The organism is Neoroseomonas eburnea (genome assembly GCF_018129005.1).
GTDB classification, from domain to species: Bacteria; Pseudomonadota; Alphaproteobacteria; order Acetobacterales; family Acetobacteraceae; genus Neoroseomonas; species Neoroseomonas eburnea.
The window spans coordinates 42440-65872 of the sequence record NZ_JAAEDL010000007.1; the positions used below are offsets into that span (position 1 = coordinate 42440).

Here is a 23433-nt window from a genome sequence, read left to right on the forward strand (position 1 = left end):
GGGGAGGCCGTCGCCTCCCCGGCGGGGGACCGGGGGCGGCGCCCCCGGCTACTCCGCGGCCGTCCTCGGCGCCGCCTCGCGGATGACCCCCGCGGCCTTCAACCGCGCGACCTCGCCCCTGCCGAGCAGCGGCCCCAGGATCTCCTCATTGTGTTCGCCGATGCGCGGCGCCGGCCGCGCGAGGATTCCCGGCGTGCCGGAGAGCCGCGGCACCATCCCGTGCATCGGCAGCCAGCCGCCCGGCATGTCCTCGTCCGGCACTTCGATCAGTGCCTCGCGCTCGATGGCGTAGCGGTCGCGCTCCAGCATCTCGGTATCCATGATCGGCCCGATGGTCACGCCGGCCTTGTCGAAATGCGCGACGTTCTCCTCGAGCGTCCGCTCGGCGATCCAGCCGCCGATGATGGCGTCGAGTTCCTGCCAGTGCTGCAGCCGCGCCGGATTGTTCGCGAAGCGCGGATCGCCGAGCAGGTCCTCCCGCCCGATGGAGCGGAACAGCTTCTCCGTCATGCCTTGCGTGGAGGCCGACAGGCAGACCCAGCCGCCATCCCTGGTGCGGTACGCGTTCCGCGGCGAGGTATTGGTGGAGCGGCTGCCCGTGCGCGGTTTGCGCCTGTGCGTGATCCGCCAGTTCGCCACCTGGGGCTCCATCACGCTGAACAGCGGTTCGAACAGGGATACGTCCAGCACCTGCCCGCCGCCGCCCGCCTCCGCGTGGCGCAGCGCGATCATCGCGACCGAGGCGCCGTAGAGCCCGGCATAGGCATCGCCCATGAACATCGGCGGCAGCACCGGCTCGCGGTCGTCGAAGCCGTTCACCGCGGCGAAGCCGGAATAGCCTTCCACCAGCGTGCCGAAGCCGGGCTTGTGGCGGTACGGCCCGTCCTGCCCCCAGCCGGAGATGCGCACGACCACCAGCGCCGGGTTTGCCGCCAGCAGTCCGGCGGGGTCGAGGCCCATCGCCTCCAGCACGCCGGGCCGGAAGGATTCGACGAGCATCGCGGCGTCCTTCGCGAGCGCCTTCACGGCCGCGACACCCTCGGGCCGCCTGAGGTCGAGGCAGACCGACTTCTTGTTGCGGCAGATCGTCTTCCAGGAGGTCTCGACGCCGCCGACGCGCCAGGCGCGCAGCGTGTCGCCCTCGGGCGGTTCGACCTTCACCACCTCGGCGCCGTGGTCGGAGAAGACCTTGGTCAGCACATTGCCCGCGACGAGGCGCGAGAGATCCACCACCCGCACGCCGTCCATGGCGCCGCGCGCGGCGGGGTCGAATTGCTTGCGGTGGATCTCCGGCATGTCCTCGCCCTCACTCGACGCGGATGTTCGCGTATTGCGCCACCTCGCGCCAACGCGCGATGTCCGTGCGCAGCAGGTCGGTGAACTCCGCCCGGGTGGCGGGAGAGGGGACGGCGCCCTCGCCCTCGAAGAGCCGCGCCAGGGCGGGGTCGCGCAGCGCGGCGTTCACCTCGGCGTTCAGGCGTTCCACGATCGGTGCCGGCAGGTCCTTCGGCGCGAACATCCCCCACCAGATGCTGGTCTCGTAGTCGATGCCGAGATCCTTCACGAGCGGCGCCGGCCGCGCCCCGGCCGGCGCGCCTGGCGCGGTGTAGGCCAGCAGCCGCACGCGATTGTCGCGCACCACGCCGGCGGCGCTGGGCATGGTGGTGATCATGAGCTGCACATGCCCCGCGACGAGGTCCGTCACCGCCGGCCCGGTGCCGCGATAGGGCACATGGTTCATCCGCGCCCCCGTCACCTGGGAGAAGTACTCGGTGACGAAGTGGTTGATCCCCCCCGGGCCGGAGGTCGCGTAGTCGATCGTCCCGGGCCGTTCCTGCGCGATGCGGACCAGGTCCTGCACGCTGCGCGCGGGGAAGTCGTTGTTGACGATGACGATGAAGGGCGAGCGCGCGAGCAGCGCGACCGGGGTGAAGTTCTCCAGCACGCCCCAGGGCACGCGCTGCGCGATCGAGGTCGTCGCGAAGGATGAGGAGGAGACCATCAGCGTGTAGCCATCCGCCGGCGACTGCGCGACGGCGCCGGCGCCGATCGCCCCGCCGGCGCCGGCGCGGTTCTCGATCACCACCGGCTGGCCGAGGCGCTGCTGCAGCCGTTCGGCGACCGGCCGGGCCACCACGTCGTTCGAGCCGCCCGGGGGGAAGGGCACGACGATGCGCACCGGCCGGTTCGGCCAGGGCGCCTGCGCTCGCGCTGCCGGCGCCGCCAGCGCCGCGGCCCCGCCCGCGAGCAGCGCACGCCGCCCGAATGTGATCCGCATGGCCATGGACATCTCTCCCGTTTCGTCGCTGCGCGCAGTCTCGCGCATCGGCGCCGGGTCAGAAAGCCGGCTGTCGCCATCGGCGGCGATCAGCGGCGGATTAACCACTCCGCGCCAGATTGGCCGGTGGGGCCAGGAGGGTCCGGCAGCGATGGAAACAGACAGGCCATTCCGCGAATGGCCGATCGAGCAACTCGCCGAACAGGCGGCGCTGCACGCGGGCAACCGCAAGGTGCTTGCCGGGTTGCTGGCGGAGGTCACATTGCGCCCCGGTCCGCGCGCCAAGGCGCTGCGCGCGCGGCTCGAACGCATGCTCGACGGCGCAGCGGGGTCGGCCGGCGCTGATGCCCCGCAGGCCGAATTGCGGTCGCTGCTCGCCGCTGCCGCCGCCGAAATCGCCCTGCTGCGCGCCAGGCTCCAGGAAAGCGAGGCGGCGCTGGCCGCCCGGCCGGCAGGCCCGGCGGAGGTCGTGGGCGAGCTCGGTCCCCATCGCCGCGTCTATCTGACGCCCGACGCGCCATCCTGGCTGGTTGCGGAGGTGCGGCGGGCGTTCCGCCGGCGCTACCATCCCGACACCCATCCCGACCTCGCCCGTCGGCGCCGCGCGGAGGATGTCTTCAAGCGCGCCGAGGCTGTCTTCGATGAGATCGAAAAGTTGCGCGATCGGTAGAATTCCGTGGCCCCGACGGGGAAGCCGCGGCCTGCCGACGGGCCGTAGGCTCCAGGCCGCGGCCTTGCGGCCAGAATGCCCTTGGAGTCGCGCGGGGAATTTGGTTAAAAATCTAGAAATTCGTCGAGAAAGAAGAGCATTTCGTGACCTCGGCAATGGTGCCGCCTCAGAACCGCAAGGCCATCGTCAGCTGGCCCTCTGCCCGGCTGCTGGATCTCGCCGAGGCGAATCCCGAGGATTGCGAGCTGCTGGAGTTCATCCAGGGGGAGCTCGACCGCCGCGACGTCGCCATCGCGGCCTCAGCTTCGCGGCGCGTCGCACAGCTTCTCGCCCGCGCGCGGATGGAAGGGGAGCCGAACGCGGAGTTCAGTGCCGGCGAGCGCGAATCCAAGATCGCCGCGCTGCAGGCGCGGATCGAGGCGATGGAGCGCCGGATGCGCGAGGCCGAGGCGCGTGCCTCCGCCGCCGAACGTGCCCTGGCGAGCGAGGCCCTGCCCCCGCGCGGAGGCGGGCTGCTGCGGCGCGTGCACCTTGCGGACACCGCGCCGATCTGGCTGGTGGATGCGGCGCGGCGTGCCTTCCGGCTGCGCTTCCACCCGGACCGCTTCGCCGATCCGGTCATGAAGTCGCGCGCCGAGGAGACCTTCAAGGAGGCGGAGGACATCTTCCGCCAGATCGCCGCCGCACAGGGCGGCCAGTAGAGCCTCGTTTCCAGGCTTCATGGCGTCCTGCGGTCCCGGGCCGTCGGATTTCGAGTAGGGCGACCGGCCGGACGCGCGACGGAACGCCGCACGTCCGAGGCACCCGCCGCGGGGCGGCACGCTACAGCGCGGCCGCCGCCTCCAGCACCTGCGCGGCATGCGCGTCAGGCTTCACCTTGCGCCAGATCCTGGCGATCTTGCCGTCGGCGCCGACCAGGAAGCTCGACCGCTCCATGCCCATGTAGGTGCGGCCGTACATGGATTTCTCCACCCACACGCCATAGGCCTCGGCGACCTTGTGGTCCTCGTCGGAGGCGAGCGGGAAGGCGAGGCCGTACTTCGCCGCGAACTTCTCGATCGGCGCCATGGCGTCGGGGCTGACGCCGATCACCTCGAGGCCGATCCTGCCGAGTTGCGGCAGCGCTTCCTGCACGCCGCAGGCCTGCCTGGTGCAGCCGGGCGTATTGGCCTTGGGATAGAAGTATATCAGGTAGGGCTTGCCCTTCAGCGCGGCGGAGGAAACCTCCCGCCCGCCGCTCGCCTTCATCCTGAAGGCGGGCGCCTTGTCGCCCTCGGCCAGTTCGCTCATTCCCGTTCCCCGTTGGTATCGGGGCGGCCGAGGCGCCGCTCGAAAATGGCGCGGACCTCGTTCGCCCGTGCCGCCATCTGTGCCTGGAGCCCGGGGAGGTCAACCGCGGCCTCCTCCGGCGCCAGGCGGTGGCAGGCATTGAGCAGCGCCGCGGCGACGCTTTCGGGCAGGGCTTCCTCCGTCCAGCGGCCGACGGTCAGGCGCAGCAGGCCGCTGACGGTGCGCCAGAGGTGTTCGGCGCGGATCAGCGCCGCCGCCTCCTCCGGCGGCAGCACGCCGGCCTCTGCCAAGCGCGCGAGGGCGAGCCGCGTCGTCGTCGCCAGCACCCCAGGCTGCCTTGGCGCATGGACGAGTTGCAGCGCCTGGGCGACGAATTCCACCTCCACCAGCCCGCCGCGGCCGAGCTTGACGTCCCAGGGGCCGTCGGGGGGCAGGTCGCGCAGCATGCGGCCGCGCATCGCGACGGCGTCCGGGATCGCCTTGCCGGCCGCGTCCGGGCGCAGCAGCGCGGCGCGGATCGCCGCCTCCACCTTGCGCCGCAGTCCGGGCGGGGCGGCGACGACGCGCGCGCGGGTCAGCGCCATGCGTTCCCAGGTCCAGGCCTCCTCCGCATGGTAGCGCTGGAAGGAGGAGAGCGAGACGGCGACCGGCCCCTTCGATCCGGACGGCCGCAGCCGCATGTCCACCTCATAGAGCTTGCCCTCCGCCCCCTGGGAGGTGATCGCCCCGATCACCTGATGGGCGAGCCGGGTGAAGTACTGGCTGACCGGGAGCGGCCGCGGCGCGGGCGCGCCGCGCTTCGCCTTGCCCTCGCTCATCTCCGAGCCGGGCGCGTGGTCGTAGATGAGGATCAGGTCGAGGTCGGATCCCGGCAGCATCTCCCGCCCGCCGAGCTTGCCGAGGGCGACGACCGCGAGCGCCCCGCCCTTCACCTTGCCGTGCCGATCGGCGAAGGCGGCGGTGATGTGCGGCAGCAGCCCGGCGATGGCGGCATCGGCGAGCGCGCTGCGCGCCTCCCCCGCGGCATCGACGTCGAGCACGCCTTCGAGCGCGGCGGCGTCGATCTCGAACTTGCCTTCGAGCACCAGGCGGCGCGCCGCCTCGAAGGCTTCCTCGATGTGGCGGGCGTCCTTGAGCAGCGCCGGCAGGGTGTTCGCCGCATTGCCCACCGTGCCGCCGGCACCGACCAGCAGCCCTTCCAGCGCCGCGGTGTGGCGCGCGAGGTGGTCGGCGAGCTGCGGCGCCGCGCCAAGGATCCCCGCCAGCCGGTCGAGCAGCGCCGGGTTGCGCGCAAGCAGGCTGAGCACCTGCACCCCGGCGGCCAGCCGTCCGAAGACGGCGTCGAGCCGCGCCAGCGCCGCATCCGGGTCGCGCTGCTTCGCGAAGGCGCCGAGCAGCGCCGGCATCAGGGCAGTGAGCAGCTCGCGCGCGCGCTCGCTGCGGATCGCCCGCGCATGGCCGTGGTGCCAGCCGCGCACCATCGCGGCGACGCCGGCCGGGTTGGTGTAGCCCATGGCGCGCAGCGTCGCGATGGTGGCGGGGTCGTCATCGACCCCGGTGAAGACCAGGCTGCCCTTCACCTCCTCGGAGGCCAGGGTGGGCTCGGCCTCGAACATCCGGCCGTAGTGGTGCTCCACCTTCGCCATGTGCTCGGTGAAGGCCGTGCGGAAGGCCTCAGCATCGGGGAAGCCGAGGAAGGAGGCGATTCGCGCCACGCCTTCCGCGTCCTCCGGCATGCGGTGGGTCTGGCGGTCGGCCACCATCTGCAGCCGGTGCTCGAGGTTGCGCAGGAAGACATAGGCGGCAGAGAGGTCCTTCACCGCCCGCCCGTCGATCTTGCCGGCGGCGACCAGCGCGGTCAGCGCGCCGATCGTCGTCGGGTTGCGCAGGCCGGGGTCGCGCCCGCCCCAGATGAGCTGCAGCACCTGGGCGGTGAATTCGATCTCGCGGATGCCGCCGCGGCCGAGCTTCACGTCGTGGCCTTCCACCTGCACGGTGGCATGGGCGCCCTTCGCGCCCTTGTGGGCGTGGATCTGCCGCTTGATGGAATGGATGTCGGCGACGGCGGCGAAATCGAGGTGGCGGCGCCAGACGAAGGGGCGGATCTCGCGCAGGAAGGCCTCGCCGGCGGAACGGTCGGCGCCGACCGGCCGCGCCTTGATCATGGCCGCGCGTTCCCAGTTCTGCCCCAGGCTCTCGTAGTAGGTGATGGCCGCGGGTATGGAGACGGCGAGCGGCGTCGCCGCGGGATCCGGTCGCAGCCGGAGGTCGGTGCGGAACACATAGCCCTCCGACGTCCGTTCCTCGAGCAGCTTCACCAGGTCCCGGGCGATGCGGACATAGACGGCACCCGCCCGGTCGGCATGGTAGGCTGCAACCGAAGGGTCATAGAGCACCATGAGGTCCACATCGGACGAGTAGTTCAGTTCGCGCCCGCCGAGCTTGCCCATGCCGAGCACGACGAGGCCGGAATTCCGCCCGACGATGCGCGGATCCGCACGCGACGCGCCGGAGAGCCTGATCTCGCCCCGCGCCGCCGCGTCCCGCAGCAGATGCGCGCAGGCGGCATCGATCGCGGCCTCGGCGAGGTCCGACAGCGCGCCCGTCACCCGTTCGAGCGGCCAGAGGCCCGCGATGTCCGCGACCGCGGCGGCCAGCGCGCCCTGCCGCTTGGCCTGGCGGAGCAAGGCGGCGAGGGCGGGGCGCGGCGTTTCCGGGGCGATGGCGGAAAGCGGGTCGAGTGCGCGGGCGAAGGCCTCGTCCGGTCCGCGCTCGGCAAGGGCGAGCAGCGCTGCCGATTCGCGCACGGCGAGCTCCGCCAGGTAGGGGCTGTGCCCGCCGAGCGCGTCGAGCAGCGCGGCGCCGGCGGCCGAGGCGGCGAAGGCCCGTTCCGCATCGCCGCGATCCGCGAAATGGTCCCGCGCCAGGGCGGCGGCGGCGGGGTCGAAGGGGCGCGGCAGGCGCGCGGGGTTGTAGCAGGCTGGCATGGCCGGGCAGGGAACAGGTGAGGCGCGCCGCCGGTCAAGCCGGGCGCTGGCTCAACCGCATGGCGCGGTTCGTCCTCGCCGTGACCGCCCTCAGCGGAATCGGCCTCGGCATGCTCGCCTGGCGGCTCGAACAGGCGCCGCTTCCCGTCCACTGGCTGGCGGACCAGGTGGAGCAGGTGTTCAATTCCGCCGGCGGGCCGACGCGGCTCGACATCGGCGATGCCGCCCTCGCCTGGGCCGGCTGGCGGGAGGGGCACCGCTCTCCGCTCGAGATCACCCTGCGCCATGTCCGGCTGACCGATGCCGATGGCTCGGTCCGGGCGGAGCTGCCGGATGCGGCGATTTCCCTCTCCGTACCCTGGCTGCTCCGCGGGGTGGTGGCGCCGCAGGCGCTTGAGATGCGCGGCCTCAGCCTGTGGGCGGTGCGCGGGGGGGATGGGTCCTTCGTGCTCGACCTCGGCTCCTTCGGCGATGCAGCGGGGGAGGCGGCCAGCCCGCCGGAAGACAGGCCACAAGGCAGCGCGTTGCTCGAGATGCTGGCGGAGATGATGCTTCCGCCCTCCGACGACACGCCGCTCGCCGCCCTGCGCCGCCTGCGCCTGACCGAGGCTCGGCTGGTCGTCGTCGATGCCCAGCTTGACCGGAGCTGGTCGGCCGAGCTGATGACGCTCGGCCTGACCCGGCGGGAGGGCGGCGGGCTCGACCTTGCCGGCGTCGGCGCGCTGGCCCTGGGCCGGGAACGCGTGCCGCTGCGCATCGATGGCCTGCTCGACGGCCGGACGCGGCGCGGGCAGGTGACGCTGGCGCTGCCGGCGGTGCGGCCGGCGGCGCTCGCCCGCGCGGCGCCGGCGCTCGGCGCGCTCGCGGCACTGGATGCGCAGGCTTCGCTGGCGCTCGACGTCCGGCTGGAAGGGCTGCGCATTCCTTCGATGGCCCTCGCGCGTTTGCGGGTGGGGCCGGGGGCGATCGACCTCGGCGCGCGGGGGCGCCTCATGCTCGCGGCGATCGAGGCGGATGCGACCTTCGACGAGGGCACGCTGCGGCTGGAGCGCGCGGTGATTCGGCCCGCCCCGCCACGCAGCGCTACGGCCGGCGCGCCGCCGCTGATCCGCGCGGCGGCCGAGGCCAGGCAGGAGGGCGGCGTCTGGACCGCCGAGGCGCGGGTGAGCCTCGATGAGGTCGCCTTCGCCGACCTGCCGCACTACTGGCCCGAGGGCGTGGCGCGGGGCGCACGATCCTGGCTGGCCGAGAACGTCACCGCGGGCACCGCGCGCAACGGCGCCTGGAAGGTCTCGGCGCAGCTCGACCCGGCCACCGGCGCGCTGCGGCTGCTCGGCTTCGAGGGCAGCGTCGAAGGCGAGGAAGCGACGGTCCACTGGCTGCGGCCCATCCCGCCGGCCGAAGGTGCCCGGGCCCGCGCCAGCTTCGCCGCCGACGCCATCACCGTCGATGTCACGGAGGGTCGGCAGTCGGGCACCGGCATCGCGGTGCGGGAAGGGCGCATCCGCTTCGGCCTCGACACCGATCCCGAGACGGCGGAGATGAGCTTCCGCGTCGACGGTCCGCTGCCCGACGTCTGGACGCTGCTGCGCCATCCGAGGCTGCACCTGTTCGACCGCCGGCCGCCGCCGATCGCGGCCCTTGGCGGCACGCTGCGGGAGGCGCGGCTGCAGATCGCCTTCCCGATGGTGGCGGAGCTGCCGATCGAGATGCTGCGCCTCAGCGCCACCGGGCGGGGGACCGAGGTGCGCATCCCGCGCGCGATCTTCGGGCGCGACCTGGAACGCGGCGCCTTCGACTTCACCGTCGACACCGACGGGCTGCGGGTGAACGGCACGGCGACGCTCGCCGGCATCCCCCTGCGCATCCAACAGGAGGCCGATTTCCGCCCCGGCCCCGCCAACCAGGTGGTGGCGCGGGAGACGGTGACAGCGCGCGCCGAGGCACGGCAGGTCGCCGCCCTGGTCTTCGACCCGCGGCCCTTCGTGGACGGGATGCTTGGCCTCGACATCCGCAGCGAGACGCGGCGCAACGGCCAGGGCCGCGTGGCGCTGCGCACCGACCTCACCCAGGCGCGGCTGGCGGTCGAGCCGCTGGCCTGGGCCAAGCCGCCCGGCATCGCCGCCAACGGGGAAGCGACCTTCCTGCTGCAGAACGGCGCGCTGACCGCGATCGACGGCATCCGGGTCGAGGGGGCGGACGCGCTGCTGCGTGGCAGGGCAAGCCAGATGCGGAACAACGAGCCGCAACGCATCGAGATCCAGCAGGCCCATCTCGGGCGCAGCCGCTTCACCGCCGAACTCACGCCGCCGCAGGGGCGCGGCGGCGCCTGGACGATCGGAATGCGCGGCCAGGTGCTCGACCTCGCGCCCGTGCTCGCCGCGCCGACGGCGGCGCCGGCGACGGCGGCCGAGGCGGCCGCGCCGGGTGTCGCTCTCGATGTCCGCTTCGAGCGCATGCTGCTCGGCGAGGATCGCGCGCTGACCGGGGTCGGCGGATCGGCGCGGGTGGATGGCATCGGCGTGGTGCAGGCGGCGGAGCTGCGCGGGCGCGTGGCGGGCGGCGGTTCGCTCGACCTGCGCATCCAGCCGGAAGGTCCGCGCCGGCGCGTGCATGTCGAGAGCGACGACGGCGGGGCGCTGCTGCGCGCCTTCGGCGTGCTGCGCACGGTGCAGGGCGGGCGGCTGCGCGTCGAGGCGAGCTATCCGCATTCGCGGCCCGGCGCGCCGCTCTCCGGAACGGCGGAACTCGAGGAGTTCGTGCTGCGCGACGCGCCGGCCTTCGGCAAGCTGCTGCAGGCGCTGTCGGTCTATGGCGTCTTCGAGGCGCTGAGCGGGCAGGGGCTCAACTTCAACAGCCTGACCGCGCCCTTCGTGCTGACGCGGGAGGCGCTGGTGCTGGACGATGCGCGCGCCTTCTCGGCTTCGCTCGGCGTCACCGCGAAGGGGCGGATCGACCGGCTGCGCCAGACGATCGACATGGAGGGCACGATCGTGCCCGCCTACGTCTTCAACTCGCTGCTCGGGCGGCTGCCGATCTTCGGGCGGCTGTTCAGCCCGGAGCGCGGCGGCGGCCTGTTCGCCGCGACCTACCGGATGCGCGGGCCGCTGAACGATCCTTCGGTGTCGGTCAATCCGCTGGCGGCGCTGACGCCGGGCTTCCTCCGCGGCGTGTTCGGCATCGGGCAGGATTCGGCGCCGACGGGTCGGTAGCGGCGCGGCGGCGGCGGCGCCTTTCGCCCGGCGGGGCGTTTCCCATCGCGCCGCGCTGCTCTAGCCTCCCTCCCCGCAAGGATGGAGCGGGACATGACAGGCATCGCGAAAAGCGCCGAGGAACTGGCGCTGATCGAGACGGCGAAGCGCGTGCTGCCGGGGGGCACCTTTGGCAATTTCGGCGCCGACATCGTCATCCGCGAAGGCCTGGGCGGCCGCGTGAAGGATGTCTCGGGCAACGAGTTCATCGACTACCTGCTCGGCTCCGGTCCGATGTTCATCGGCCACAACCACCCGGCGGTGACCGAGGCGGTGCTGCGCCAGGTGCCGCTCGGCACCACCTTCTTCACCAACAACGAGCACGGCATCCGCCTGGCGGAAGCGATCGTCGCGGCGGTGCCCTGCGCCGAGCAGGTCCGCTTCGTCTCGACCGGGTCGGAGGCCGACCTCTACGCGATGCGCCTCGCCCGCGCGTATCGGAAGCGCCCGAAGATCGTGAAGTTCGAGGGCGGCTACCATGGCATGAGCGACTGGGGGCTGATGTCGCTGGCACCCAGGCGCCTCGCGAACTTCCCCGAAGCGGTGCCCGACAGCCCGGGCATTCCCGACGCGATCCGCGCCGAGGTGCTCGTCGCCCCCTTCAACGACGTCGAGGCGGCGGTGCGGCTGATCGAGGCGCGCCAGGACGAGATCGGCGGCGTCATCATGGAACCCTTCCAGCGCCTCATCCCGCCCAAGCCCGGCTTCCTGCAGGCGGTGCGGGAGGTGACGGCGCGGCTCGGCATTCCGCTCATCTTCGACGAGGTCGTCACCGGCTTCCGCTTCGCCTATGGCGGCGCGCAGGCGCTCTATGGCGTGACGCCGGACATCTGCACCCTCGGCAAGATCGTCGGCGGCGGCTTCCCGCTGGCGGCGGTGGCGGGGCGGGCCGACATCATGGCGCATTTCGACAAGGCACTGGTCGGCGAGGATGGCTTCCTGACGCAGATCGGCACGCTGTCCGGCAATCCGGTGGCGGCGGTGGCCGGGCTCGCGACGCTCGAGGTGCTGCGCACGCCCGGCACCTACGAGGCCGTCACCGCGACAGGGCAGGGGCTGATGGACGGCCTCGCCGCACTGATCGCCGAGGCCGGCATCCCGGCGCAGATCCTCGGCGAGCCGGTGCTCTTCGACGTGGTCTATGCCGAGGGCGACATGCGCGACTATCGCGCCCTGCTGCGCCAGGACACGGCGATGCAGAAGCACGTCAACGGCGTGCTGCGGCAGCAGGGCATCCTGAAGGGGGACAGCAAGTACTACCTCTCCACCGCGCATACGGCGGCGGACATCGCGCAGACCCTCGACGCCTTCCGCACGGCGCTGCGCACGCTGCCGGCGGCGCGGCGCGTGGCCTGACGAGGCGGCTGCCGGCACCGCGCCGGCAGCCGGCCCGCTTGACGGGGAGGGCCCGCTGGCGTTTTCAGGCTCGGCATTCACGACAAGACCCCGGGTGGGAGACTCCATGGCGGACAGTCAGGACGCGGCGAGGCAGGAGTTGCTCGCGCTGCGCAAGAGCATCGACAACATCGACGCGGCGATGATCCACATGCTGGCCGAGCGCTTCCGCTGCACCCAGCGGGTCGGCGCGCTGAAGGCCGCGCACCACATGCCGCCGGCCGATCCCAAGCGCGAGGAGTATCAGGTCGCCCGCCTGCGCGAACTGGCGAAGGTGGCGGACCTGGATCCGGAATTCGCCGAAAAATACCTCGCCTTCGTCATCCGCGAGGTGATCCGCCACCATGAGGCGTTCCAGCGGACGCCGCAGGGCTGACCCGCGCCCGTGCCGCGATGCCCCGCAGCGTGGCCGTGCCGCGCTACGGGGGCGTCGCCGGACCTATTTCGTGCCCCACATGCGATCCCCGGCATCGCCGAGACCGGGGCGGATGTAGTGGTGGTCGTCCAGTTCGCGGTCGATCGCCGCGGTCCAGACCGGCACGTCCGGGTGGCGGGCGTGGAAATGCTCCAGCCCCTCCGGCACCGCGAGCAGGCTGACGAAGCGGATATCCCTGCAGCCGCGCGCCTTGAAGCGGTCCACCGCGGCGACCGCCGAATGGCCGGTGGCGAACATCGGGTCGAGCACCAGCACCAGCCGCTCCGCCACGTCGGGCGGCGCCTTGAAATAGTATTCCACCGCCTGCAGCGTCGCCGGGTCCCGATAGAGCCCGATATGCGCGACGCGCGCCGAGGGCAGCAGCGCCAGCATCCCGTCCAACATGCCGAGCCCGGCGCGCAGCACCGGCGCCAGCACGAGTTTCCGCCCGGCGATGCGCGGCGCCATCATCGGCTCGAGCGGCGTCGCGATCGGCGTGTCCTCGATCGGCAGGTCCCGCGTGACCTCGTAGCAGAGCAGCATGGCGATCTCGCACAACAGGCGACGGAAATCGCCGGAAGGGCAGGAGGCCTCCCGCATCAGGGTCAGCTTGTGCTGCACCAGCGGGTGGGTGACGTGGTGGACCTGGCCGCTCATGCGCCGATAGCCTTCGCGCCTTTCCGGCCCCGCGCCTGCTCCGATCCCTCGTCCATGCCGCCCGCCTGCCTGATGACACCCCTGTTTCGCCCAAAGCGCCACGGGCCGCCAGAGGTTGGGAGGATATCAATTTCAGGTTGAAAATCATGAAATAGATATCGACTATGTGGGTCGATGCCTGATACCGCCCTCCTGCCGGATCTCGCTCTCCTGCCCGCCGCCGGGCTCGGCCGGGTGGTGGTGGTCGGCCTCGGCTATGTCGGCCGGCCGCTGGCCCTGGAAGCCGCCGCCTCTGGGTTCGATGTCACAGGCTTCGACCTCGACCCAATGGCCGTGGTCGCGGCCGAAGCGGCCTGGCGCGCCACGCCGCCGGCCCCGGGGGCTGCGCGGCTCGCGGCCACGGTCGATCCGGGATGCCTGCCGGCCGCCGAAACCTGGCTGATCTGCGTGCCGACGCCGCTCGATGCCGATGGCCGGCCGGATCTGTCGGCCGTGGCCGCGGCGCTTGCGACCTGCCGGGCGCAGATCCCGCGCGGTGGGCTGGCCTGCCTCGTCTCCACCTGCCAGCCAGGGGCGACCAATGGCCTCTGCCGCCGGGTGCTGGAACGGGACGGCTGGCAGGTCGGGCGCGACGTCTTCCTCGCGGTCTCGCCTGAGCGCGAGAACCCCGGCGACGCAGCCCTCGGCCCGCGGCGCATTCCGCGCCTGCTCGGCGCGCCGGATGACGCTTCGCTCCTCCGCGCGCGCCGCTTCTGGGACCGGGTGACGGACCGCGTCGTGCCGGTCGCCAGCCCGGAGATCGCCGAATGCGCGAAACTGCTGGAGAACACCTACCGCCTCGTCAACATCGCGCTGATCGACGAACTGCACCGCAGCTTCGCCGCGCTGGGCGTGCCGACGCGCGCGGTGGTGGCGGCGGCCTCGACCAAACCCTTCGGCTTTGCCCCCTTCTGGCCGGGGCTCGGTGCCGGAGGCCACTGCATCCCGGTCGATCCGGCCTACCTGCAGATGGAGGCACGGCGGGCGGGCGCGCCCTCCGCCCTGCTCGACGCGGCGCTGGCCGCGAACCGCGCACGGCCGGGGCGGGCCCTCGCGGCGATCGCCGGCGCCTTCGGCGGCAGCCTGGCCGGGCGGCGCATCCTGGTCGCCGGCGTCACCTACAAGCCTGACGTCGCCGACCTGCGCGGCGCGGCGCCGGTCGCCCTGCTGCACGGGCTGCGCGCCTGCGGCGCCGAGGCCGCCTGGTGGGATCCGCTGGTCGAGGAATGTCCAGGCGAGCTCGCCGGCCTGCCGCGAGCCGACGATCCGTCCGGCCAAGGCTGGGCGGCGCCGGAAGCGATCGTGCTGGGCACGCCGCATCGCGGGCTGGACCTTGCCGGGTTGGCGAGGCTGGCGCCGATGGTGTTCGATCCCTTCGGCCTGGTGCCGCCCGATGCCGAGGGTCGCGTCAGGGTGCTGTGAGGCGGCGCGTTCCCCGATCGCGATGGTTTCGATGGGGCGGAAGCCGGGCACGATCCTGGGTCGGTCGTCCAGGGCCACACGTCCGACGGGATCCCGCCGCGCAGGAGGGGCCGCTGCAGCGCGACGCGTCGCCGTGGCCGGTCAGGACGTCGCCGCGGTCTCCTCCACCGGCGCCGGCAGCCCGACCCGGAAGCGGATCACCGCGCGGACACCGTCCTCCGGAAAGAGGACCGAAACCTCGGCGCCCGGGCCGAGGTCATGCGTGAGGCCGCGCTCCAGCACGCGCAGGCCGAAGCCGCGCCGCTCCGCCGGCGGCGGCACCACGGGCGGCCCGCCGCGCTCGCGCCATTCGAAGGCCACAACGCCGTCCTCGCCGACCGACCAGTTCACGTCCACCTCGCCCCCGGCCCGGGACAGCGCGCCGAACTTGGTGGCGTTGGTGACAAGCTCGTGCAACGCGAGCACCAGCGCCTGGGCCTGCGCGGCGTCCACCTGGATGCGGCCGGAGCCGACGAGGCGGATCGGGCGCCCGCCCTCGAGCCAGGGCGCGAGGCCGGCCCGCACGACGCGTGCCAGGTCCACCGGATCCTTGCCATACTCGGCGAGGAGGTCGTGGCCGCGCGTCAGCGCCTGCAGCCGGCCGACGAAGTCCCGCCCGAAGCCGACCGAGTTGTTCCCGGCCCGGCGCAGCGACTGCGCCGCGATCGACTGCACGCGGGCCAGCGTGTTCTTGACCCGGTGGTTGAGCTCGGTGACGAGCAGCTCACGCGAACGCTCCGCGCGCACGCGCTCGGTCACGTCCTGCATCACCGCGGAAACGCCGGTGATGGCCCCCTCGGCATCCTTCACCGGATGGCAGGAGGCGAGCCAGTGGCGCAGGTGCTGCACGGCGCCCGGCGCCTGGCCGGCGCAGGTGACGTCGAGCACCGGGCGCCCGGTCGCCAGCACCTCGCGCTGCGCGGCCTCGAGCGGGCCCGCCAGCCCATCGGGCATCACCTCGTGCGGGGAGCGGCCGATATGCGCCTCGGTCGGCAGGCCGCTGATGGCGGCGAAGCGCGCATTGACGTTGAGGAAGCGCAGCGAGGCATCGACCAGCGCGAGGCCGACCGGGACGGTGTCGTAGACGGCGCGGAGCTCGGCCACCGTCTGGCGCACCTGTGCCTCGTTGACGCGGTGCGCCGCGCCGGCGCCGCGCGCATCCGTCACGTCGTGGATGGCGCCCACCCATTCGACCAGGCGGCCATCCTCGGCGGCGATCGGCACGCCGGTCGCCCGCACCCAGCGCCAGGATCCGGCCTCGTCGGCATTGCGCAGCCGGAACTCGACCCCGATCTGGCTGCGCGCGACCAGGCAGCGGCCCCATTCGGCCAGCGTGGGGGCGCGATCGTCCGGATGCAGCATCTCGACCCAGCCATCGCCGCGGAAGCCCGGCGGCGTCTGGCCGGTGAGCCCGGCCCAGCCGGCGGCTTCCGTCCAGCCGCCGGCGGCATCCGCCCGCCAGAGCACGAGCGCGCCGGCCTCGGCCAGCGCGCGCAGGCGGCGCTCGCGGTCCTGCGCGGCGGCCTGCGCCTCGGCCAGCGCGGCGCCGAGGGCGGCGAACTCGGCCGGCCCGGCGGACGGCGGCGGAGGCGGCACGGGGGCATCCGTGCGCAGCGCCTCCGCGGTCTCCAGGGCATGGTCCTCGAGCGTGGCAATCGGCGCGGCGAGGACGCGGCGCGTCCATCGCATGGCGAGCAATGCGCCGGCCACCGCGAGGAAAACCGCCGCGCATAGCCAGGGCACCAGACGGCGCACCGCCGCCGGCACCGCCGCCGGCTCCCAGGCGACGACGCGCCATTCCGGCGCCTCCCGCAGGAAGGCGATGGCGAAGCGGACGTTGTTGCCGGCGGCGTCGGTTCCCTCCCGCACGGTGGCGCGAGGCGCCGTCAGGATGACGGGCCACTCCGGCAGGTCCGCGGCGCTGCCCCGCTGCGCGGCCACGGTGCGGCCGCGCCCATCCAGCAGCAGGGCGTGGCCGGGGCCGAGCGCCTCGGCCAGGCGTTCGGAGGCGAGGACGAGGCTCAGCACCGTCTCGGTGCGGCCTTCGCGCAGGACAGGGAGCAGCAGAAGCGGATCGACGGCGGCGCCGCCCGGGCCCGGCAGTACGTCGCTGACGCTCGCGCGCCCGGTCTCGATGGCCCAGAGGCCGGCGGCGACGGCGGGGGTGGAGGCGAGCGGCGTACCGAAGGGGTGGCTGGTGTCGACCAGCAACCCAAGCCCCCGGTCGAGCAGGCCGACGGGCGAGCCGAGCGCCTCCGCCAGGCGACGCGCCGCGGCGTCGGTGCCCGGCAGGTCAGCGAGGCTGCGCGCGCCGTCGATCGCGTTGCCGAAGGCCTGCAGTGCGAGCCGCCGGCCGTTGATCTCCGCATCGACCCTGAGGGCTGCGACACTGGCGGCGGACACCAGCTTGCGGTCGTCGACCGCCTGCGCCTGGCGGCGAAGCTCCAGGCCAAGCCCGGCCACGATGAGCAGCGACGGCAACAGGCATACGGCGGCAAGAATGCCCAGACGCTCCGCCAATCCGCGGCCATTGGCGGCGCGCCGATCCCTGCTCTGCCCGATGACTTGCACTACCTATCCTGGAGAGGTGCCAAACCGCGTGCCAGTAAGAAACGATCAACCGATGGTTGCCGCGACGCAAGCGCCCACAGCAGATGCATGCGATCACAATGCTGGCAGTATGGCAAGCTGGTGCTAGGCTTTCGAAATGATGCGACTCCGCTTTGCGAGGCTCGCCGCCGGATTGCTGCTCCTCGGTGCCTGTGCGGCGGAGGTGCCGGAACCGGAGGATCTGCCCCTTCCGCCCCCCCCGCCGCCGGTGGCGCGCCCGCAGGCGCTGCGGCCCGGCGGCAACTCGACCCTGCGGCCTGGCGTGGCGGAGCAGCCGGCAGAGCCCAATGGCGCCGAGCATCAGGCGCCAGCCGACATGCCCGCCGATGCCGCGGTGGCAGCCGCGCCGCCGCTTTGGCGGGTGGCGCGCGACGGCACCATCGGCTGCGCCGAGCCGTCGCCGCTGCGCCTCGCGCGGCAGGGCCGTGACGTGCCGCCGCGACTGCTGGCCGAGGCGCGCGCGTCCGGCGGCTGCCGCACGACCTTCCGGGTGAACGAATGGACACTCGAGGGCACCGATGCGGATCTGGTGCGGCTGCGCCTGACCAACGGGCCGCCGCTCACGCTGTGGTTCCTGCGCGCCGACCTCATCGCGCCCTGAGCCTGCCTTGCCGGGCCTGCCCGGCGGCGTGAGGATGCGCCCACGGGATTGGGAACGTATCCGCGGATGAACTGGGAAGCCGAACTCGAGGAACTGCGCCGGCGCGAGGCGATGGCCCGCGCCATGGGCGGGCCGGACAAGGTGAAGCGCCAGCACGAGGGCGGCCGGCTGACGGTGCGCGAGCGCGTCGAGAAGCTGGCCGACCGGGGATCCTTCCATGAGGTCGGCGCCATCGCCGGGCGTGCGGAGTACACCGCGAAGGGCGACCTGAAATCCTTCACGCCGTCCAACTGCGTGATGGGCCGGGCGCTCGTGGACGGCCGCCCCGTCGTGGTGGTGGGGGACGACTTCACCGTGCGCGGCGGCAGCGCGGACGCCACCATCCGCGAGAAGCCGATCATGGCCGAGCGCATGGCCGCCGAGCTGCGCCTGCCGATCATCCGGCTGATCGAGGGCTCGGGCGGCGGCGGTTCGGTCAAGACCATCGAGACGACCGGGCGGGCCAACCTGCCGGGCGGCGTCGGCGGGACGCAGCTCTATCACCAGACCACGGCGAACATGGGGCTGGTGCCGGTGGTGACGCTGGGGCTGGGCTCCGTCGCGGGGCTCGGCGCGGCGCGGCTGGCGGCGGCGCACTACTCGGTGATGACGAAGTCCTCGGCGATGTTCGTCGCCGGGCCGCCGGTGGTGGCGCGGCTGGGGGAGAAGCTGGAGAAGCGCGACCTCGGCGGCTGGGAGATCCAATGCAAGGCCGGCGCCGTCGATGACGCGGTGGAGACGGAGGAGGAAGCCTTCGCGCTGGCGCGGCGCTTCCTGTCCTACCTGCCGTCCTCGGTGTACGACCTGCCGCCCAGTGTGCGGTCGCGCGACGATGCGGCGCGGCGGGATGAACCCCTGATCTCCGCCATCCCGCGCGATCCGCGCCGCGCCTACAAGATGCGGCCGATCGTCGAGACGTTGTTCGACAAGGGCTCCTTCTTCGAGATGGGGAAGTGGTTCGGGCGGCCGGTGATCACCGGGCTGGCGCGGCTCGACGGCCGTGCCGTGGCGGTGCTGGCGAGCGACCCGATCTTCCACGGCGGGTCGTGGACGGCCGACGCCTGCCAGAAGGTGATCCGCTTCGTCGACCTGGCCGAAACCTTCCACCTGCCGGTCGTCTACCTGATGGACTGCCCCGGCTTCGCGGTGGGGCTGGAGGCGGAGAAGACCGCGACGATCCGCTGGGGGGTGCGGGCGATGGCGGCGGTGAACCAGTGCCGCCAGCCTTGGTGCACCGTCATCCTGCGCAACGCCTTCGGCGTGGCGGGGGTCGTGCACCAGCCGGCGGGACGGTTCTCGCTACGCTATGCGTGGCCTTCCGCGCGCTGGGGCTCCCTGCCACTCGAGGGCGGCGTCGAGGCGGCCTATGCGGCCGAGGTCACCGCCGCCGAGGATCGCGAGGCGAAGGTCGCTGAGATCGAGGAGCGGCTGCAGAAGCTGCGTTCCCCCTTCCGCACCGCGGAGGCCTTCTGGGTCGAGGAAATCATCGACCCGCGGGACAGTCGGAAACTGCTATGCGAGTTCGCGCGGCTGGCCGAACCGCTGAGGGCACCGGGGGCGGCGGCCTTCACCATGCGGCCCTGAGGCCGCCGCCGGTGTGCCGCGTCACGGCGCGGGAATGCGGCGCAGCGCATACGGGGCCCGCCGGGCGAACCATGAGGTTGCCGCATGCGTATCCCCTCCACGGGGCTTGGCGGATTGAGCCCCCGCCGCCGGAACATCCTCTGCGAGATCCTGCCTGAGGTCGTGCCGAGCCACTATGGGAGCGACGCCTTCAAGGAGATCGACGCCGGCTGGAAGCCCGGTTCAGGCTACACGACCTGCGGGGGCCTGACTGCGCTGGTCGCGCAGCGGCTCGGCGTGACGCTGGAGATGCGGAAGGAGGGAATGGGGGGCTATGGGCTCACCGGCCTCCGGAATGCCGCGCTCCGCCGCGGCGCCTGGGTGCATGCCAGCAGCAGGCCGGGCCACGGCCAGTACATGTGCGCCCCGCCAGGCGCGCTGCCGCAGCCCGGTGACATGTACGTGCTGTGCAGCGGCGAAGGGCATGATTTCGGCTGCTGCACCATCCAGCGAGAGAAGGAAGGCGACCCCTGGCCGCGCTTCCTCGGCGCCAAGGTGGAGCATGTCGGCATCGTCGTGGACACCGGCTGTTCCTGCCTCTGGGTCACCGCCGATGCCGGGCAGGGCAGCAGCCAGATGCAGACCGCGGAGTATGTGCTGCGGAACTTCGATTCCGGCACCGGCTACATGACCGGCGAGCAGGGCCGGGAGGGCAAGCCCATGCGCCGGCTCTGCGGCTGGGTGGACGTGGACCGGTATCCGTACCTCGACGGCTACGGGGGCTGACGGCGGAGAGGGTCGGGCGGGCCCTTTCGCATCGATCTGCGCGACGTGCGCAGGCGTGGCTTCCGGCACCGGTCGCGACCCCGCCGCATGGGTCCGGGTGACGGTTCCCGAGGTCCTTCGGCAAGGGAAACCCCGGCCGGGGAGGCTCGGAGGGGGCGGTGCAGCATGCGCGCGGACGTGTGGCGATGAGGGAACCGGAAGGGGGCCTTGGCGGCAGTGCCGCCAAGACCGCCAAAGGCCGCAAGGTCTTTCGAAGGCAAGACCTGGTGTCGGGCAGGACGGGAACTCCGCGGCGACGAAGGAAGCACCGTGCCCGGAGCCTGGAACACCTTCCGGCTGTGCTTCTCGCAGCGTGCCTGTTCGTGCCGGCGTGGCAGTCTCTGCCCGGCACCAGGTATCGGCCGGTCCAGGGTGCACTGCACCCTGGCGGGGTGAGGCTCGGAGAGGGGCAGGGCCCCTCTCCGATCGGCAGCGCCGCAACCTGGGGCGACGCCCCTGCAGCTTCCCGGCCGTCTCCGCGCAGGTGGCGCGGCGCCCTTCTTCGCCCGGTTGCCTGATTGCCGAAGCGGCGATCTTCGCGGCGCGTGGATCAATCGCCGCGCACGCCCGCGGCGCGAATGACCTCGCCCCAGGACCGCAGGTCGTTCGCGATGCGCTGGTTGAAGACCCGCGTATCCTCGAAATTCGGCGTCAGCCCGTTGGCGAGCAGGCGTTCCCGGAAGGTCGGGTTCTCGAGCGCCTTGCGCGTCGCCTCGCTCCAGCGCGCGAGGATCTCCTCGCTCATCCCCCTGGGACCGCAGATGCCGAACCAGCCGGCCATCTGCAGCCCGGCGACGAAGGCCGAGATCGGCTGCGCCTGGGGAAACAGCGGCGAGCCGGCATCGTCGCCGAGCGCAAGCAGGCGCAATTCGCCCCCGGTGATCTGGCGCATCACGTCGCCGAGGTTGGTGATCATGAAATCCGTGCGGCCGCCGAGGATGTCCACCACCGCCGGCGTCGCGCCGCGATAGGGCACGTGCACGATGTCGAGGCCGGTGCGCGCCTTCAGCAACTCGACCGAAAGATGCTGCGCGGAACCGACGCCGGCCGAGGCGTAGGTCAGCCCGCCGGGCCTGGCGCGCGCCGCGGCCAGCAGGGAGGGGACATCCTGGTACGATCCGCGCGCGGCGACGACGAGGGCATAGGTGGAGAGTGCGACATTCGCCACGCCCACCATCTCCGTGCGCGGGTCGATCGGCAGGCTGGCGCCGGGCAGGTTCGGCGTGATGGTCATGCTGCCCATCGGGCATTGCAGCACGGTCATTCCGTCGGGCGCCGAGCGCGCAACCACCTCGGCGCCGATAAGGCCATTGGCGCCGGTGCGGTTCTCGACGACGCCGCGCGCGCCCATCTGCGGCGGGACGTATTCAGCGATGAGGCGCGCCATCAGATCCCCGGCGCCACCCGCGGCGAAGCCCGAGATGACGCGGATGGTGCGATCCTGCGCGTAGGCGGGCAGGGCAAGCAATACCGCCGCGGCGGCGGCAAGCAGGGCACGACGCATGGACTTTCCTCCCTTTCGTTGCAAGGGAGGCTAGGATAGGTCGCGGCAGGTGGCGAGAGGGCACCGCCCCCTCGCGTTCCCCCGCCAGGAAGTTCAGCTTCCTGGACCTTCGGGGAGGGAGGCGTCGAGGGCGGCGAGGACGGCGTCGGTCATGGCGCGCGTGGTGAGGACCGGCTCACCGTGCACGGCGATGTCGGCCGTCCGGGCGCCGGAGGCGAGTGCCGATCCCACAGCCGCTTCCAGCCGATCGGCTTCGGCCGGCGCCTTCGCGGTCCAGCGCAGCAGCATCGCGGCGGAGAGGATGGCGCCGAGCGGGTTCGCCACGCCCATGCCGGCGATGTCCGGCGCGGAGCCGTGGATCGGCTCGTAGAGCGCGCGCCGCCGGCCGGCCGGGTCGGGATCCGACAGCGCGGCCGATGGCAGCATGCCGAGGCTGCCGTTGATCGCCCCCGCGCAGTCCGAAAGGATGTCGCCGAACAGGTTGTCGGTGACGATGACATCGAAGCGCGTCGGGGCTCGGCCGAGTTGCAGGGCGCAATTGTCGGCCAGCATGTGCTCGAGCGCCACATCGGCGAACTCGCGCGCATGCACGGCGGTCACGACCTCCCGCCACAGCGCGCCGGCCTCCATCACATTCGCCTTGTCGACCGAGGTGACATGGTTGCGCCGCGTCCGCGCGAGCGTGAAGGCGAAGCGCGCGACGCGGGCGATCTCGGCTTCGGTGTAGGCATGGGTGTTGAGGCCCCAGCGCGTGCCGTCGGGCAAGGTCTGGATGCCGCGCGGCGTGCCGAAATAGACGCCGGCCGTCAGTTCCCGCACGAAGACCAGGTCGGCGCCGGCGATGGTGCGGGCCTTGTAGGGGGAGGCCTCGGCGAGCGCGGGCTGCGCCTTCACCGGGCGGAGATTGGCGAAGACGTCGAGCGCCTTGCGCATGCGCAGCAGCGAGCCCTTGCGCCGTTCCTCCGGCGGGATGTGCTTCTGGTCGAGGCTGCCCGTCGCGCCGAACAGCAGCGCATCGGCGGCCATGATCGCATCCCAGGTGGCGTCGGGCATGGTGGTGCGCTGTTCCGCCCAGGCGGCGGCGCCGAAGAGGCGCCGTTCCATGGCGAGCGGCACGGCGCGCCTGCGCACGAACCATTCGAGGACGCGGACGGCCTCGTCGGTGACTTCGGGGCCGATGCCGTCGCCGGGCAGGACGACGATGCGCAGTGTCATCTTTGGACGGTCTCCCAGACCCAGGGGCGGGCGGCGCGGTCGGCCGCCTGCCAGGCGGCGATGTGCTGTCGGAGGCGCAGCGTGAGCGCGATGTCGTCGAGGCCTTCGAGCAGGGCGTCGCGCTTGCGCGCGTCGATGCTGAACGGAATCTCCGCGCCCTCCGGCGTGACGACGAGCCGGCGCGCGAGGTCGACAATGGTGTGGCGCGCACCTTGCGCGGCTTCCGTCTCCGCGGCGATGCGGTGGATGACGTCCTCGGGCAGGAGGATCGGCAGCATCCCGTTCTGGAAGCAGTTGTTGTGGAAGATGTCGCCGAAGGACGGCGCGAGCACGGCGCGGAAACCCATGCCCATCAGCGCCCAGACGGCGCCTTCGCGCGAGGAGCCGCAGCCGAAGTTCGGGCCGGCGAGCAGGATCGGGCTGCCGCGGTATTGCGGGCGGTTCAGCACGAAGTCGGGGTTCTCGGACCCGTCCCCGGCGTAGCGCAGGCGCTCGAAGGCATAGGGGCCGAGGCCGGTGCGGCCGCTGCCGACCAGGCGCTGGATCGGGATGATGACGTCGGTGTCGATGTTCGGCCGCAGCAGCGGCGCCGCGGGGCCGGCGACGGTGGTGAACTTCTCCATGCGCGCGCCT

General features: G+C 72.6%; 18 protein-coding genes. 9 read left to right on the forward strand and 9 right to left on the reverse strand.

Features of this window, described 5'->3' with window-relative positions:
* Positions 1-48: 48 nt before the first annotated feature.
* Together GXW74_RS08845 and GXW74_RS08850 are read right to left on the reverse strand one after the other, a co-directional pair.
* On the reverse strand, positions 49-1296 hold the full coding sequence (locus tag GXW74_RS08845) for a CaiB/BaiF CoA transferase family protein (RefSeq protein WP_211846128.1): 1248 nt from the start codon (positions 1294-1296) through the stop codon (positions 49-51).
* Between the two features lie 10 nt (positions 1297-1306).
* A complete protein-coding gene (locus GXW74_RS08850; RefSeq protein ID WP_211846129.1) occupies positions 1307-2284 on the reverse strand; it encodes a Bug family tripartite tricarboxylate transporter substrate binding protein in 978 nt (325 codons plus the stop codon).
* Here GXW74_RS08850 and GXW74_RS08855 point away from each other — a divergent pair.
* Positions 2277-2948, forward strand: coding sequence for a J domain-containing protein (locus GXW74_RS08855; RefSeq protein ID WP_211846130.1), 672 nt, complete (start codon positions 2277-2279; stop codon positions 2946-2948). The genes GXW74_RS08850 and GXW74_RS08855 overlap by 8 nt on opposite strands.
* Positions 2949-3091: 143 nt before the next feature.
* The gene (locus GXW74_RS08860; protein WP_211846131.1) at positions 3092-3649 is read left to right on the forward strand and encodes a hypothetical protein; all 558 of its coding nucleotides are present in this window, start codon (positions 3092-3094) and stop codon (positions 3647-3649) included.
* Between the two features lie 121 nt (positions 3650-3770).
* Here GXW74_RS08860 and bcp read toward each other — a convergent pair whose 3' ends face one another.
* Together bcp and GXW74_RS08870 are read right to left on the reverse strand one after the other, a co-directional pair.
* Positions 3771-4238, reverse strand: coding sequence for a thioredoxin-dependent thiol peroxidase (gene bcp / locus GXW74_RS08865; protein ID WP_211846132.1), 468 nt, complete (start codon positions 4236-4238; stop codon positions 3771-3773).
* Positions 4235-7225 (reverse strand): bifunctional [glutamine synthetase] adenylyltransferase/[glutamine synthetase]-adenylyl-L-tyrosine phosphorylase, encoded by a 2991-nt coding sequence (locus GXW74_RS08870; RefSeq protein WP_211846133.1) that lies wholly within the window; start codon positions 7223-7225, stop codon positions 4235-4237. Before GXW74_RS08870 ends, bcp begins: the two co-directional genes overlap by 4 nt.
* Positions 7226-7284: 59 nt before the next feature.
* Here GXW74_RS08870 and GXW74_RS08875 point away from each other — a divergent pair, with 59 nt between their 5' ends.
* The 3 genes from GXW74_RS08875 to GXW74_RS08885 all read left to right on the forward strand — a co-directional run bounded on the left by GXW74_RS08875 (position 7285) and on the right by GXW74_RS08885 (position 12247).
* Positions 7285-10437 (forward strand): DUF3971 domain-containing protein, encoded by a 3153-nt coding sequence (locus GXW74_RS08875; RefSeq protein WP_211846134.1) that lies wholly within the window; start codon positions 7285-7287, stop codon positions 10435-10437.
* Positions 10438-10530: 93 nt separating this feature from the next.
* Positions 10531-11832, forward strand: coding sequence for an aspartate aminotransferase family protein (locus GXW74_RS08880; RefSeq protein ID WP_211846135.1), 1302 nt, complete (start codon positions 10531-10533; stop codon positions 11830-11832).
* A 106-nt stretch (positions 11833-11938) separates the two neighbouring features.
* A complete protein-coding gene (locus GXW74_RS08885) occupies positions 11939-12247 on the forward strand; it encodes a chorismate mutase (protein ID WP_211846136.1) in 309 nt (102 codons plus the stop codon).
* Positions 12248-12310: 63 nt separating this feature from the next.
* Here the strand turns inward: GXW74_RS08885 and upp are convergent, their stop codons facing one another.
* Positions 12311-12943, reverse strand: a complete 633-nt coding sequence (upp, locus tag GXW74_RS08890) for a uracil phosphoribosyltransferase (protein WP_211846137.1) — start codon at positions 12941-12943, stop codon at positions 12311-12313.
* Positions 12944-13117: 174 nt separating this feature from the next.
* Between upp and GXW74_RS08895 the strand changes: the two genes are divergently transcribed.
* Complete coding sequence (locus GXW74_RS08895; RefSeq protein ID WP_211846138.1) at positions 13118-14404, forward strand: nucleotide sugar dehydrogenase; 1287 nt, start codon at positions 13118-13120, stop codon at positions 14402-14404.
* A gap of 141 nt (positions 14405-14545) precedes the next feature.
* On the opposite strand, the gene GXW74_RS08900 is transcribed toward GXW74_RS08895, so the two are convergent.
* The gene (locus GXW74_RS08900) at positions 14546-16924 is read right to left on the reverse strand and encodes a PAS domain-containing protein (RefSeq protein ID WP_211846139.1); all 2379 of its coding nucleotides are present in this window, start codon (positions 16922-16924) and stop codon (positions 14546-14548) included.
* 229 nt (positions 16925-17153) lie between these two features.
* On the opposite strand from GXW74_RS08900, the gene GXW74_RS08905 reads away from it, so the two are divergent.
* From GXW74_RS08905 to GXW74_RS08915, 3 genes are all read left to right on the forward strand, one after another.
* Positions 17154-17654 carry a hypothetical protein gene (locus tag GXW74_RS08905; protein WP_211846140.1) on the forward strand — a complete coding sequence of 167 codons (501 nt, stop codon included), beginning with the start codon at positions 17154-17156 and terminating at the stop codon, positions 17652-17654.
* Positions 17655-17720: 66 nt separating this feature from the next.
* Entirely contained in the window at positions 17721-19277 is a 1557-nt protein-coding gene (locus GXW74_RS08910) for an acyl-CoA carboxylase subunit beta (protein WP_211846141.1), read from the forward strand.
* 84 nt (positions 19278-19361) lie between these two features.
* Positions 19362-20042, forward strand: a complete 681-nt coding sequence (locus GXW74_RS08915) for a hypothetical protein (protein WP_211846142.1) — start codon at positions 19362-19364, stop codon at positions 20040-20042.
* A 589-nt stretch (positions 20043-20631) separates the two neighbouring features.
* On the opposite strand, the gene GXW74_RS08920 is transcribed toward GXW74_RS08915, so the two are convergent.
* The 3 genes from GXW74_RS08920 to leuD all read right to left on the reverse strand — a co-directional run bounded on the left by GXW74_RS08920 (position 20632) and on the right by leuD (position 23423).
* Positions 20632-21585 carry a Bug family tripartite tricarboxylate transporter substrate binding protein gene (locus tag GXW74_RS08920; RefSeq protein ID WP_211846143.1) on the reverse strand — a complete coding sequence of 318 codons (954 nt, stop codon included), beginning with the start codon at positions 21583-21585 and terminating at the stop codon, positions 20632-20634.
* Positions 21586-21678: 93 nt separating this feature from the next.
* Positions 21679-22800: a 3-isopropylmalate dehydrogenase gene (gene leuB / locus GXW74_RS08925; RefSeq protein ID WP_211846144.1), complete on the reverse strand. Its 1122-nt coding sequence runs from the start codon at positions 22798-22800 to the stop codon at positions 21679-21681.
* Positions 22797-23423 carry a 3-isopropylmalate dehydratase small subunit gene (leuD, locus tag GXW74_RS08930; RefSeq protein WP_211846145.1) on the reverse strand — a complete coding sequence of 209 codons (627 nt, stop codon included), beginning with the start codon at positions 23421-23423 and terminating at the stop codon, positions 22797-22799. The genes leuB and leuD overlap by 4 nt, the downstream gene beginning before the upstream one ends.
* Positions 23424-23433: the final 10 nt, after the last annotated feature.